The sequence below is a fragment of the Sinobacterium caligoides genome (assembly GCF_003752585.1).
GTDB lineage: Bacteria > Pseudomonadota > Gammaproteobacteria > Pseudomonadales > Sinobacteriaceae > Sinobacterium > Sinobacterium caligoides.
This window is the reverse complement of sequence record NZ_RKHR01000003.1, coordinates 274296-288317: the sequence shown is the minus strand read 5'-3', so window position 1 is coordinate 288317 and position 14022 is coordinate 274296. Positions and strand designations below refer to the sequence as shown.

Annotated in this window: 10 protein-coding genes; 9 read left to right on the top strand and 1 reads right to left on the bottom strand. The window is 48.2% G+C overall.

The genetic code is table 11. The features are described 5' to 3' along the window. Positions 1–133 precede the first annotated feature (133 nt). Entirely contained in the window at positions 134–1510 is a 1377-nt protein-coding gene (gene nhaA / locus EDC56_RS01500; protein ID WP_123710765.1) for a Na+/H+ antiporter NhaA, read from the top strand. A gap of 175 nt (positions 1511–1685) precedes the next feature. On the opposite strand, the gene gltA is transcribed toward nhaA, so the two are convergent. Beyond that, positions 1686–2963 carry a citrate synthase gene (gene gltA, locus EDC56_RS01495; RefSeq protein WP_123710764.1) on the bottom strand — a complete coding sequence of 426 codons (1278 nt, stop codon included), beginning with the start codon at positions 2961–2963 and terminating at the stop codon, positions 1686–1688. 485 nt (positions 2964–3448) lie between these two features. On the opposite strand from gltA, the gene sdhC reads away from it, so the two are divergent. The 8 genes from sdhC (at position 3449) to sucC (ending at position 14022) form a co-directional block, all read left to right on the top strand. After that, positions 3449–3823 carry a succinate dehydrogenase, cytochrome b556 subunit gene (sdhC, locus tag EDC56_RS01490; RefSeq protein WP_123710763.1) on the top strand — a complete coding sequence of 125 codons (375 nt, stop codon included), beginning with the start codon at positions 3449–3451 and terminating at the stop codon, positions 3821–3823. After that, positions 3820–4191 (top strand): succinate dehydrogenase, hydrophobic membrane anchor protein, encoded by a 372-nt coding sequence (sdhD, locus tag EDC56_RS01485; protein ID WP_123710762.1) that lies wholly within the window; start codon positions 3820–3822, stop codon positions 4189–4191. The genes sdhC and sdhD overlap by 4 nt, the downstream gene beginning before the upstream one ends. Further along, positions 4191–5960, top strand: a complete 1770-nt coding sequence (gene sdhA, locus EDC56_RS01480) for a succinate dehydrogenase flavoprotein subunit (RefSeq protein WP_123710761.1) — start codon at positions 4191–4193, stop codon at positions 5958–5960. Before sdhD ends, sdhA begins: the two co-directional genes overlap by 1 nt. Positions 5961–5975: 15 nt before the next feature. Beyond that, positions 5976–6683, top strand: coding sequence for a succinate dehydrogenase iron-sulfur subunit (locus tag EDC56_RS01475; RefSeq protein WP_123710760.1), 708 nt, complete (start codon positions 5976–5978; stop codon positions 6681–6683). A 290-nt stretch (positions 6684–6973) separates the two neighbouring features. After that, positions 6974–9802 (top strand): 2-oxoglutarate dehydrogenase E1 component, encoded by a 2829-nt coding sequence (locus EDC56_RS01470; protein WP_123710759.1) that lies wholly within the window; start codon positions 6974–6976, stop codon positions 9800–9802. Positions 9803–9920: 118 nt separating this feature from the next. Beyond that, a complete protein-coding gene (gene odhB, locus EDC56_RS01465; protein WP_123710758.1) occupies positions 9921–11123 on the top strand; it encodes a 2-oxoglutarate dehydrogenase complex dihydrolipoyllysine-residue succinyltransferase in 1203 nt (400 codons plus the stop codon). 129 nt (positions 11124–11252) lie between these two features. Then, positions 11253–12701, top strand: a complete 1449-nt coding sequence (lpdA, locus tag EDC56_RS01460) for a dihydrolipoyl dehydrogenase (protein WP_123710757.1) — start codon at positions 11253–11255, stop codon at positions 12699–12701. Between the two features lie 160 nt (positions 12702–12861). Further along, positions 12862–14022, top strand: a complete 1161-nt coding sequence (gene sucC, locus EDC56_RS01455; protein ID WP_123710756.1) for an ADP-forming succinate--CoA ligase subunit beta — start codon at positions 12862–12864, stop codon at positions 14020–14022.

Genomic DNA, 14022 nt, shown 5'->3' with positions numbered 1-14022 from the left:
AGAAACTTGTTTAGTCATGTAAACATGAAATATTATTCAAGCGCAGGTGTGGGTTACGTATTTGTACTTATTGGTATTGCTGTGGAAACGCATACCATCAATTTTTACGACTTAATAAAACTGAAGGAGAGTCATGTTTGGTGCTAAGGAAAAATCGAAGAATGTGGGCAAGGTGTTTTATGCTCCATGGGAAAAGGCTTTCGACAGGGTACTGACGCCGTTTGACGAATTTATACATCGTCAATCAACAAGTGGCTTGATTCTAATGACTATGGCAGTTGTAGCCTTGTTGTTGGCTAATTCCCCTTTGTCGGCGGGCTATGAGAATATATTAAAGACCTATTTTAAGCTTTCTTTCGGCGGGTTTGAGCTAAAACTGTCTCTGCAGCACTGGATCAATGACGGCTTGATGGCTTATTTCTTCCTTCTGGTCGGTCTAGAACTTAAGCGGGAGTTTCTCGTTGGTGAGCTCGCAGATACTAAGAAAGCAGTTCTGCCGATTATGGCAGCTATCGGAGGCATGGTCATTCCGGCAGGTTTATATGCTGTTTTTAATATTGGTGGACCTGGTGCCGGAGGCTGGGGTATACCGATGGCAACAGATATAGCTTTCGCTGTGGGTATTATTACCTTGATGGGTAATACAGTTCCTAAGTCATTGGTAACATTTTTGGTGGCGCTGGCAATTGTTGATGACTTAGGGGCGATTGCTGTTATTGCAGTATTCTATACCGAGCAGTTAAATTTTGCTGCAGCAGCATGGGTAGGAGCGTTAACCTTCTTGCTGGTGGCGATGAATTTCGGTGGCATTAGGCGCACGGGCCCGTATATGTTTGTTGGTGTGTTGCTTTGGTTTGCCTTATTAAAAACTGGTATTCATGCCACCCTGGCTGGCGTCGTTGTAGCCTTTACTATTCCTGCGATGCCAAAATTTGATGCCGTGGCATTTGCTACCAAGGTTAAGCGTTCGGCGGTTAGGATTGGAGATAGTGCCAATTTGGGTATCGATATCATGCGTAATGATGAGCTGCGTGCCAATGCACAGAGCTTAAAGAGTGGTATCGAGCTGGCCCAGGCGCCGTTACAGAAGGTTGAGCACGGTTTACATACTCCTGTGACTTACTTTATTGTACCTTTATTTGCCCTAGCGAATGCGGGGATACCTTTCTCTGCATTTTCGGGTGATGTTTCGTTACTAAATAATGTAACGCTTGGTGTTATTGTCGGCTTGTTTTTTGGCAAGCTGATTGGTATCGCTGGTGCTGTTTGGTTAGGGCGCTCTTTCGGGCTCGGCTTGCTGCCTAAGGGTTGCAATATGATGCATATCGTCGGTGTGGCCTTGCTTGGTGGAATCGGTTTTACGATGTCCATCTTTATCGCTGAGTTGGCTTTTGCGGGAAGCGAGCAATTGATTTTGGCCAAAGGCGGGATCTTAATAGCTTCGTTGCTCTCAGGGATCTTTGGTTATATTGCGCTGAAATATGCTGGCAAGAGTAAGCCTGGTCGTTAAACATTGGTTGAGTTAAGGGGGTGGTTTTGTGCTGCCCTTTAACTATTGGGCGATTGTTGTGCATTATATTGGTGCGCTCTAGGTTGAGATTAACTTTCTTTTACGTAGTCTTTGGCAATATTCTATTAGCAAAAAAAAACCGCCCATAAGGGCGGTTTTTTTTTGCTTTACGTGATTACTCGGGGTAATCACGCTTGGCTGGTCCGGTATAAAGCTGGCGTGGGCGGCCAATTTTATAAGGATGGCTGATCATTTCATGCCAGTGTGCAATCCAGCCTGGCGTGCGGCCTAGTGCGAATATGACAGTAAACATGCTGGTCGGAATGCCTAGTGCCTTCAGGATGATGCCTGAGTAGAAATCGACGTTTGGATAAAGCTTCTTCTCGATGAAGTAAGGATCTTCCAATGCAATTTGCTCGAGTCGTTTAGCGATCTTGAGTAGAGGGCTGTCCTCTAGACCAAGCTCGGCCAATACTTCGTCGGCAGTTTCTTTCATCACGCGAGCGCGAGGGTCGAAGTTCTTATAAACACGGTGACCGAAGCCCATTAAGCGGAAGGGGTCGTTTTTATCTTTGGCGCGGGCGACGAACTCATCAATATTTGATACGTCACCGATCTCGTCCAGCATGGCAAGAACAGCTTCGTTGGCGCCGCCGTGTGATGGCCCCCAGAGTGCAGCAATGCCCGCAGAGATACAGGCGAATGGGTTGGCGCCTGTCGAGCCCGCAAGGCGTACTGTTGAGGTTGAGGCGTTTTGTTCGTGATCTGCGTGAAGCAGGAATATCCGATCCATTGCCTTGGAGAGTACAGGGTTGACTTTGTACTCCTCGCAGGGGTTGCTGAACATCATGTAGAGGAAGTTCTCAGCATAGTTTAAATCGTTGCGAGGATAGACGAAAGGTTGACCGATAGAGTACTTGTAGGTCATGGCGGCGAGAGTTGGCATCTTAGCGATTAGGCGTTGTGCGGAGATCTCGCGGTGACGCTCGTCGGTGATGTCGAGAGAGTCGTGGTAAAAAGCGGACAGTGCGCCGACTACGCCGCACATGATGGCCATAGGGTGGGCATCGCGGCGGAAGCCGTTAAAGAAGTGGCTGAGTTGATCGTGCACCATCGTGTGGTATCGGATGTTGTTGATAAACTTAGTTTTTTCTTCTTTGTTTGGTAGCTTGCTATAAACGAGAAGGTAGCAGGTTTCTAAAAAGTCTGATTTCTCGGCTAGCTGCTCGATAGGGTAACCGCGGTGTAGAAGTACACCTTTTCCGCCATCGATATAGGTGATCTTTGATTCGCAGGAGGCGGTGGAGACGAATCCCGGATCGTAAGTAAAATAACCTTTGGCTGTCAGTCCGCCAACGTCGATCACGTCTGGTCCGATAGTGCCAGACATTACGGGCAATTCTAGTGCTTCTTCTAGATCGTCCAGCTTGAGAGTTGCTGTGCGCTCACTCATATTGGGCTCCTGATAACTTATTCTTACATTACAGAGGTGTCCCTTTTGAGGACGGCATCACTATAGAGGGATTAAATTCTTTGTCAATGTAGCGGAGTGTCGCGATATAGGTATTTTTTCGTACATAAGGGCTTGACGTGAGAGCATTACTCAATGGTTAGTCGGAATCAGTCCATAACGCGTTCATAATGGGGCTTTAGGCACTGTTTTGGTGCGCTCTATCATTTTGAAAAATATTGCTAATAAGCGCTGCGCAATAGTCACCCTCGGCCCTTTAAATCTGTCATATGACGTTGTAATTACCTCGTCGCGAGCATATAATTTCGGGCGGATTTTGGTTGTTTGGTGTCGAAATGCGTAATTTTAATGCCGGATAATCGATGATTCCAAACATAATATGGGGCCTCCTTTGTAAAAAGTGACAAGCCTCAACACTTTTCGATGAACCGCCTGCATAACTGGGCATTATAGAAGTGTAACTAGTCGTGAAAGATAATAGACCTGTAAATCTCGAAATTGGGACCATGAAACTCCCTCTTACCGCCTATGCCTCGATTCTACACAGAATCTCTGGGGTGTTTATTTTTGCTGGAGTAGCTTTGCTGCTGTGCTTGTTGGGATCTTCGTTAGAGAGCGAAGAGAGCTTCCGTGCTGCACAAGAAAGTCTGCAGTCTCCTGTCGCAAAGTTTGCGCTGTGGGTTGTTTTAGCTGGCCTTATCTATCATCTCGTGGCTGGTACTAAGCACCTGATTATGGATATGGGTATCGGTGAATCACTAGAGGGTGGTTTGCTGGGTGCTAAGTTGACTATCGCCATCTCAGCTGTACTGATTATTCTTGCGGGGGTGTGGATAGTATGAGTGTAACATCTGTAACTACGTATGGGCGTAATGGCTTGGCCGATTGGCTAGTTCAGCGCGTAACAGCCGTTGTCTTGTTGGCGTACTTTGTTTTTCTTACTGTTTTTATTGCCTGCAATGAAATTACTTTTGCGCTCTGGAGTGCTCTGTTTGCAGAGACCTGGATGCGCGTCTTTAGCATGATGGCGTTGCTGTCGTTGTGCGCGCATGCCTGGATTGGTCTGTGGGGAGTATCTACTGATTACATGACTGCCCGTATGATGGGTGCGAAAGGTAATCTCGTTCGTTGGGTCTTTCAATCAGTTGTTGCTGTCGTGACCTTTACATACCTCGTTTGGGGTGTTCAGATTTTGTGGAGCGTGTCGTAATGTCTATTCGCACTATCTCTTTTGATGCCATCGTTGTTGGTGGTGGCGGTGCGGGCATGCGTGCCGCGCTACAAATGGCTCAGTCAGGTTATAACACGGCTGTCGTCACTAAAGTTTTCCCGACGCGTTCGCATACCGTGTCAGCTCAGGGTGGTATAACCTGTGCAATCGCTAGTAATGACCCGAATGATGACTGGCGTTGGCATATGTATGACACTGTCAAAGGTTCTGATTACATTGGTGACCAGGATGCTATCGAATACATGTGCTCTGTTGGCCCTGAGGCCGTCTACGAGTTAGATCACATGGGTCTACCTTTTTCTCGTACAGAAGAGGGGCGTATCTATCAGCGTCCTTTTGGTGGTCAGTCAAAGGATTTTGGTAAGGGTGGTCAGGCTGCTCGTACTTGTGCGGCCGCTGACCGTACTGGTCATGCGCTGCTACACACGCTTTATCAGAGTAATTTGAAGAGTAATACTCAGTTCTTGAATGAGTGGTATGCGGTTGATTTGGTCAAGAATGCGGCAGGCGATATTGTTGGTTGTATCGCGATCTGTATCGAAGACGGCGAGACCGTCTTTATCAAGTCAAAAGCGACTGTTCTGGCGACTGGCGGTGCTGGTCGAATCTTTGCCTCTACAACGAATGCGCACATCAACACGGGTGACGGTATTGGCATGGCGCTCCGTGCAGGTATTCCTGTTCAGGATATCGAAATGTGGCAATTCCACCCGACAGGTATTCACGGTGCCGGTGTTTTGGTTACCGAGGGTTGTCGAGGAGAGGGTGGTTACCTGATTAACAAGGATGGTGAGCGTTTTATGGAGCGTTATGCACCTAACGCTAAGGATTTGGCGGGTCGTGATGTTGTGGCGCGTTCCATGACACTAGAGATTCTTGAAGGGCGTGGTTGTGGGCCGGATGGAGATCACGTATATCTTAAGCTTGATCACCTCGGTGAAGAGGTTTTGCATAGCCGTCTACCAGGAATCTGTGAGTTGTCGATTACTTTCGCACACGCTGATCCTGTTAAGGTGCCTGTGCCTGTAGTTCCTACTTGTCATTATATGATGGGTGGTGTGGCTACAAATATTCATGGACAGGTGCTGACTGTGGATGATAGCGGTCAGGATGTCGTTATTAATGGTCTATATGCCTGTGGTGAGGTTGCCTGCGTTTCTGTGCATGGTGCCAATCGCTTAGGCGGTAACTCGTTGCTTGATCTTGTTGTTTTTGGGCGTGCTGCCGGTATCTATATCGAAAAAGCACTGCGTGAAGGTATTGAGATGGATGCGGCAACAGATGCGGATGTCGAGAAGGCTATGGCGCGCTTGAATCGCCTTAACAGCGCCTCTGATGGTGATAAGGTCAGTGACTTGCGTAAAGAGTTGCAGACTATTATGCAGAACCACTTTGGCGTGTTCCGTCGTGGAGACTTTATGCAAGAAGGCATAAAGAAGCTTGCGGAGCTGCGTACACGTATTGAAAACTGTCGCTTAGATGATAAGTCGGCGGCGTTTAATACGGCGCGTATCGAGGCGCTCGAGCTGCAAAACTTGTTTGAGGTGGCTGAGGCGACAGCTGTAGCGGCCGAGGAGCGTAAGGAGAGTCGTGGCGCTCATGCTCGTGATGACTTCCAGGATCGTGATGATGAAAACTGGTTGTGCCACTCAATGTACTTCCCCGGTGAAAAGCGAGTTTCTAAGCGTGCGGTAAACTTCAAGCCGAAGACCGTACCGACGTTTGAACCGATGGAACGTAAGTACTAATAAGGGAGCAGGAAAATGTTGAAAGTTTCTATTTATCGCTACAACCCTGCGACCGACTCTGAGCCTAAAATGGTTGATTATGAGTTGGATACCCAGGGCAAAGATATTATGGTGTTGGATGTGCTTGAGCAGCTTAAAGCTGAGGACTCAAGTATCGCCTTTAGGCGCTCGTGTCGTGAAGGTGTTTGTGGTTCTGATGGTCTTAATATCAACGGTAAAAATGGCTTAGCTTGTATCATGCCATTGTCTGAGGCGGGCTTGCGCGGTGGCAAGTTAGTCATTCGTCCGTTACCTGGGCTGCCGGTTATTCGTGATCTAGTTGTAGACATGGAAATGTTTTATGACCAGTACAAGAAGATCAAGCCTTATCTGCTGAATGATACGCCAGCGCCAGCCATTGAACGCTTGCAGTCACCTGAGGAGCGTGAAAAGCTTGATGGCTTGTATGAGTGTATACTCTGCGCCTGTTGCTCGACATCATGCCCTTCGTTCTGGTGGAATCCCGATCGTTTTATCGGTCCAAGCGGCTTGCTTCAGGCGTGGCGTTTTCTTGTTGATAGTCGTGATACGGCTACTGAGGAGCGTCTCGCAGGCCTTGATGACCCGTTCAGCGTTTTCCGCTGTCATGGTATTCAAAGTTGTGTCAATGTGTGTCCTAAGGGTCTTAATCCAACCCGAGCAATTGGTCATATCAGAAATATGCTGCTAGCAAATGCCACGTAAAATGTAGCGTTAGCCCTAGTGGTTTGGGTGGAGGTGTTTTACAATGCCTCCGCCCGATTTAAGGCAGAGTGAGATCCGTCTTAATGGTAAGGGTGGTCGACCATCTTGCTGGATGGTTTGAGGCTAAATAAAAAGCTGTATCCCTCGGGGGTTGCGGATAAAATCCCGATTATTATCGGAGGCTTAGGTCGATCGGTTGGAATGCTCAGGTATTCTCGATTTGCTATTTGGTGCTACATCAGCGCTTAGCTTTTGGGTTAATAATTGCTCCCATCTTAAGGTGTGTGATAATGCAAGAGAGCATCATGGAACTGCTGTGGAGCAGTTCACATATAAGTGGCGGTAACTCTGCTTACGTAGAAGATCTCTACGAGCAGTACTTGTTGGACCCTAATTCTGTACCGGAAGACTGGCGCACCTATTTCGAAAAGCTTCCTCGGGTGGAGGGTGTTGTCAATCAAGATACTCCTCACTCCCCCGTCGTTGAGCATTTTGAACTGCTTGGTAAGTCAAGGTTAAGGCCCGCTGCGGCAAGCAGTGAAGGCGTTAGTACTGAGTATGAGCGTAAACAGGTGCGCGTTGTTAACCTGATTGAATCCTACCGGAATCGTGGCCATCAAAAAGCTACACTAGATCCGTTAGGGTTATGGCAGCGCCAATTGCCTGCCGATCTCGATATTCATTTTCATCAGCTTTCAGCTGCTGATCTCGATACAACCTTCCAAACATCCAACCTCTTTAGTAACAAGTCGGAAGCGACACTTAAAGAGGTTATTGATGCGCTAGAGTCAACCTACTGCGGCAACGTGGGGGTTGAGTTTGCACATATCACCTCTCATGAAGAGCAACAATGGTTGCAGCAGCGAATGGAGTCCGTTCGTGCCAAGCCTGAGTACGGTGATGAGGTTAAACGCCATATACTGGAACGCTTAACAGCGGCGGAAGGGCTAGAAAAGTACCTTGGCTCGCGCTATCCCGGCACAAAACGTTTTGGTTTAGAGGGGGCTGAGAGTCTTATCCCTATGTTGGATGAACTTATTCAGCGTGCAGGCTCTTACGGTGTCCAAGAAGTCGTCATAGGTATGGCGCACCGTGGTCGTTTGAATGTTCTGGTCAATACGCTAGGTAAAAATCCTCGTGAGTTATTTGATGAGTTCGACGGCAAAGCCAACTATGTAGGTTCAGCTGATGTGAAATATCATCAGGGCCTATCTTCTAATGTGATGACCAGTGGTGGTGAAGTTCATCTTGCCATGGCTTTTAACCCATCTCATTTGGAAATTGTATCGCCTGTTGTTGAGGGCTCTGTTCGCGCTAGGCAGGATCGAAGAGATGCGCCTGAGCAGGTGCTGCCTGTTGTCGCTCATGGTGATGCGGCTTTTGCAGGACAGGGTGTAGTCATGGAGACGTTTCAGATGTCTCAGACTCGAGCTTATAAGACAGGTGGAACAGTTCATATCGTCATTAATAATCAGGTGGGCTTTACGACAAGCAATGTCGAAGATTCTCGTTCTACTGAGTATTGTACCGATGTGGCGAAAGTTATTCAGGCACCTATCTTTCATGTTAATGGCGATGACCCTGAAGCAGTAATCTTTGCTACTCAAGTTGCGTTAGATTTCCGCCAGGAATTCAAGAAAGACGTTGTCTTAGATTTGGTTTGCTATCGTCGTCGAGGTCATAATGAGGCGGACGAGCCCTCAGGTACTCAGCCACAAATGTATAGCAAGATTCGTGAGCAGCGAACTACTCGTGAGTTGTACGTTGATTCAATGATTGCTCAAGGCATTATCAGCGCGGACCAGGATAAGCAGGCGGTCGATGGTTATCGAAATGCGCTTGATAACGGTAACCATGTTGCTAAGTCGCTGGTGCTAGAGCCTAATACCGGTATGTTTGTCGACTGGGCGCCTTATATTGGTCACGATTGGACGGCTTACGCAGACACGCGAGTCGATCAGGATAAGCTGAAAGAGCTTGCGTTACGTTTAAGTGATATTCCTGAAGGAGTTACCTTACAGCGCCAAGTTTCCAAAATTGTCGAAGATCGCAAAAAGATGGCTTCAGGTGCGTTGCCTGTGAACTGGGGTTTTGCCGAGACAATGGCCTATGCGACTCTACTCGATGAGGGGCATCCTATTCGTCTAACGGGTCAGGATGTTGGGCGTGGCACGTTCTCGCATCGTCACGCGGTTCTGCATAACCAGAAAGAAAAGAATTGTTACGTCCCTCTTCAGCATCTTGCAGAGAATCAGCCAGCCTTTTCAATCCATGACTCACTGTTATCAGAAGAAGCTGTTCTTGCTTTTGAGTATGGTTATGCGACGACGATGCCAAACGCGCTGGTTGTCTGGGAGGCTCAGTTTGGTGACTTCGCCAATGGTGCGCAGGTCGTTATTGATCAGTTCATTACTAGTGGTGAGCACAAATGGCAGCGTCTTTGTGGCTTGACTATGTTGCTGCCTCACGGCTATGAGGGGCAGGGTCCTGAGCACTCTTCGGCTCGTCTAGAGCGTTTTTTGCAGATGTGTGCAGAGCACAATATTCAAGTTTGTGTGCCAACGACGCCAGCTCAGGTTTATCACATGTTACGCCGTCAGGTGATTCGACCGCTGCGTAAACCGCTGATTGTGATGTCGCCAAAGAGCCTGTTGCGCCATAAGCAGGCTGTTTCAACGTTGCAAGAGTTGGCGGAAGGTAGCTTTCAGACGGTTATTGGTGAGGCTGATGAAATAGCTGATGACCAAGTGAAGCGCTTAGTGTTGTGTAGCGGTAAGGTCTACTACGATCTTTACAATATGCGTGCGGAGCATGAGCTTGAGGGTGTCGCGGTTGTGCGTTTGGAGCAGTTATACCCATTCCCTGAGGAGGGAATGATGGCTGAGCTATCTAAGTACCCTAATTTAGAGACCATGGTGTGGTGTCAAGATGAGCCGCAAAACCAGGGGGCTTGGTATTCCTCGCAACACCATATGCGCCGAGTGTTGGCAGCTCATAATCAGGATTGCCAATTAGAGTACGCAGGTCGTGAGGCATCGGCCTCTCCAGCTGCAGGGTATATGGCGTTGCACCTTGCCCAGCAAGACAAGTTACTTAAAGACGCCCTCGGGCTCGTTTAAGTGAAGGCCCTGCATTATATTAATGCAGGGCTCTTTGTTTAAGTGGTACGAATACATAACTTTTGTAGTGCGCACAAGTGAGGCGTACGACGAGAAAGACAAGTTCTAAGGAATTAACATGGCTATCGAAATAAAAGCACCGCAGTTCCCTGAGTCTATCGCTGACGGCACTATCGCTTCCTGGGTGAAGCAGCCCGGTGAAGCCTGTACCCGCGACGAGCTAATCGTAGAAGTTGAAACGGATAAAGTTACCCTAGAAATCTTGGCGCCAGCCGACGGTGTTATCCGAGAAATAGTTAAGGCCGAAGATGACACGGTGCTTAGTGAAGAGTTGATCGGCTACTTCGAAGAGGGGGCTGCTGCCGCTACACCCGAGGCAGCTGCACCTGTTGCCGCACAGGCTTCAGTGTCAAGCTCGGCTGCTGATGTGAAGTTGAGCCCTGCAGCACGTAAAATGGTTGATGAGCAGGGGATCGATGCTTCTAGCATAGTGGCAACAGGTAAGGGCGGTTTGATCACAAAGGAAGACGTTGTAGCGGCGACGAAGAAGCCTGCTGCAGCGGTGGCACCAGCGCCAACGCCGGCGGCTAAGCCTGTAATCGAAGTTGATGCAGGTGAGCGTGTTGAAAAGCGTGTTCCGATGACGCGTATGCGTTCGCGCATTGCTGAGCGTTTGTTAGATGCAACGCAAAGTACGGCAATGTTGACGACTTTTAATGAAGTCGACATGGGCCCGATTATGGAGCTGCGTAAGCAATATAAAGACATGTTCGAGAAGAAGCACAATGGTACTCGCCTTGGCTTCATGAGTTTCTTTGTGAAGGCGGCAACTGAGGCGCTTAAGCGTTTCCCTGCGGTCAATGCTTCGATTGATGGCAACGATGTTGTTTATCACGGCTACCAAGATGTAGGTATTGCTGTGTCTACCGAAAAGGGGCTGGTCGTTCCTGTTTTACGCGACACGGACCAGATGGGGCTGGCTGATATTGAGGCCGGTATCCGTAATTACGGTCTGCGTGCACGTGACGGCAAGCTTGGTATCGAGGATATGACCGGTGGTACTTTTACCATCACTAACGGTGGCGTTTTTGGTTCGTTGATGTCAACGCCTATCCTCAACCCACCACAAGCTGCTATCCTCGGCATGCACAAGATTCAAGAGCGTGCGATGGTTGTCGACGGTGAGGTTGTTGTGCGCCCGATGATGTATTTGGCCCTCTCTTACGACCATCGATTGATTGATGGGAAAAACTCTGTGCAGTTCCTCGTCACTATTAAGGAACTACTTGAAGATCCTGCTAGAATACTGCTAGAGATATAAGCTAAAAATGAAAGAAGGCGGCCATAAGCCGCTTTCTTTTTGTTACGGCTACTTAGCATAAAAATTGCGGGTAGGCGTATGTGCCAATCCCTACTCTCGAGAGTAGGACTTAATTTAAGAAGGTTATCCATGTCTGATTCATATGATGTCGTTGTTATTGGTGCTGGCCCAGGTGGTTATGTTGCCGCTATTCGCGCTGCCCAACTTGGTTTTAAAACTCTTTGTGTCGAGAAGTGGCTCAATGATGAGGGTAAGACCTCGCTCGGCGGCACTTGTTTGAACGTCGGATGTATTCCTTCTAAGGCGTTGCTGGACTCTAGTCATAAGTATCATGAGGCGCGTGATGATTATGCCCTGCATGGTATTACCCACAATGATATCGCTATTGACGTTAAAGCAATGGTCGCACGTAAAGATGCTATCGTTTCACAGCTAACTGGCGGCATTGCCGGTTTGTTTAAGGCGAATGGCGTTGAGCTGGCTGAGGGTTCTGCGAAGGTTCTAGCTGGTAAGAAAGTTGAGATCACAGCTCATGATGGTTCGGTTAAGGTTGTCGATGCGACAAGCATCATAATTGCTTCTGGCTCTTCTCCTGTAAATATCCCGCCTGCGCCGCTGTTTGAAGATATCGTTCTCGATTCTACTGGCGCCTTGAAAATTGATGAGACGCCTAAGCGTCTTGGTGTTATCGGTGGTGGTGTTATCGGTTTAGAGATGGCGAGCATCTGGAATCGTCTAGGGACAGAAGTGGTTGTCATCGAGGCGATGGATGACTTCTTGGCGATGATGGATGGTCAGGTGGCTAAAGAAGCGCGTAAGCTGCTGAAGAAGCAAGGGCTTGATATTCGTACCGGCGCACTGGTTACGGGTACAGAGGTCGATGCTGATAAGCGTGAAGTGACCGTGACTTATAAAGATGCCAAGGGCGTTCAAACAGAAGTCTTTGACAAGTTGATCGTTGCTGTCGGTCGTCGTCCTCATACTGAGAACCTGCTTGCGGCAGACGCTGGTGTTAAGTTGGACGAGCGTGGCTTTATTTTCGTCAATGATTTTTGTGAGACGGAAATGCCTGGTATTTACGCCATCGGTGATGTTGTCCGTGGCCCGATGTTGGCGCATAAGTCTTCTGAAGAAGGTATTGTCGCTGTTGAGCGTATTGCGGGCAAGAAAGCTCAGATGAACTATGACTGTATTCCGTCTGTTATTTACACCCACCCTGAAATTGCGGCGGTTGGTAAGACTGAAGAGCAGCTGAAGGCGGCAGGAGATGCCTACAAGGTTGGCGTATTCCCGTTTGCAGCGTCTGGGCGTGCAATGGCGGCAAATGAGACGGCAGGCTTTGTAAAAATACTTGCCGACGAAGAGACAGATCGCGTTTTGGGTGCGCACATTATTGGCCCAAGTGCAGCAGACCTTATTCAGCAGGTAGTTATCGCGATGGAGTTCGGTTCTAGCGCCGAAGACTTGGGGATGATTGTGTTTGGTCACCCGACGCTTTCAGAGGCTGTTCATGAGGCAGCACTGGCTGTGGATGGTCATGCGATTCATATCGCGAACAGAAAAAAGCGTAAAAAATAACGACTTTATTTGCGCATTGCGCTAATAAGAAGGACAATCTGTGTTGCTTTTAGTAGCACAGGTTGTCTTTGGGGCATTGTTTCGAATAAAAAACAAATATCGAGGCAGTGTTGGAAGAGTGAGGTGCTGGCAATCAGCACAAATAAAACGGTAATGAGATATGAATCTGCATGAGTATCAAGGCAAACAGTTGTTTGCTGAATACGGACTGCCAGTTTCGAAGGGTTTCGCTTGCGATACCCCAGAAGAAGCTGCAGAAGCAACTCAAAAGATCGGCGGCGACATGTGGGTTGTTAAAGCTCAAGTTCACGCTGGTGGTCGTGGTAAGGCGGGTGGTGTTAAGCTCATCAAGTCTGCCGACGAAGCAAAGGCTTTCGCTGAAAAGTGGTTGGGTCAGAACCTAGTGACTTTTCAGACAGACGAAAATGGTCAGCCAGTTTCTAAGGTTCTAGTAGAAACCTGCACCGATATCGCTGACGAATTATACTTGGGTGCGGTTGTTGACCGTTCATCTCGTCGTATCGTTTTCATGGCATCTACTGAAGGTGGCGTGGAGATTGAAACTGTTGCTCACGAGACTCCTGAAAAGATTCTTAAATGTGAAATCGATCCGTTGGTTGGTGCTCAGCCCTATCAAGGTCGTGAGCTAGCGTTCAAGCTGGGTCTGAATAAGACTCAAGTTGGCCAATTTGTTAAGATATTCATGGGTCTGGCTAAATTATTCGAAGAGAAAGATCTTGCTCTTATCGAGATTAACCCTCTTGTTATCAAAGAAGACGGTGATCTTCACTGCCTAGACGCCAAGCTTGGCGTTGATGGAAACTCTTTGTATCGCCAGAAAAAAATTGCAGACATGAACGATCCTTCGCAAGAAGATGCTCGTGAAGCTGAGGCGGCTAAATGGGATCTTAACTACGTAGCGCTTGATGGCAACATCGGCTGTATGGTTAACGGTGCTGGTCTAGCAATGGGTACTATGGATATCGTCGCACTGCACGGTGGTAGCCCTGCAAACTTCTTAGATGTTGGCGGTGGTGCGACTAAAGAGCGTGTTGCTCACGCATTCAAGCTGATTCTGTCTGACGAGAAAGTGAAGTGTGTGTTGGTTAACATCTTCGGCGGTATCGTTCGTTGTGACATGATTGCCGAAGGCATCATTGGCGCAGTTAAAGAAGTTGGTGTAACCGTTCCTGTTGTTGTGCGTCTGGAAGGTACTAACGCTGATTTGGGTAAAGAGGTTCTTAAGAACTCTGGCCTAGACATCATTGCAGCAACAAGTCTGACTGATGCTGCTGAGCAAGCAGTTAAGGCGGCGGGGTAA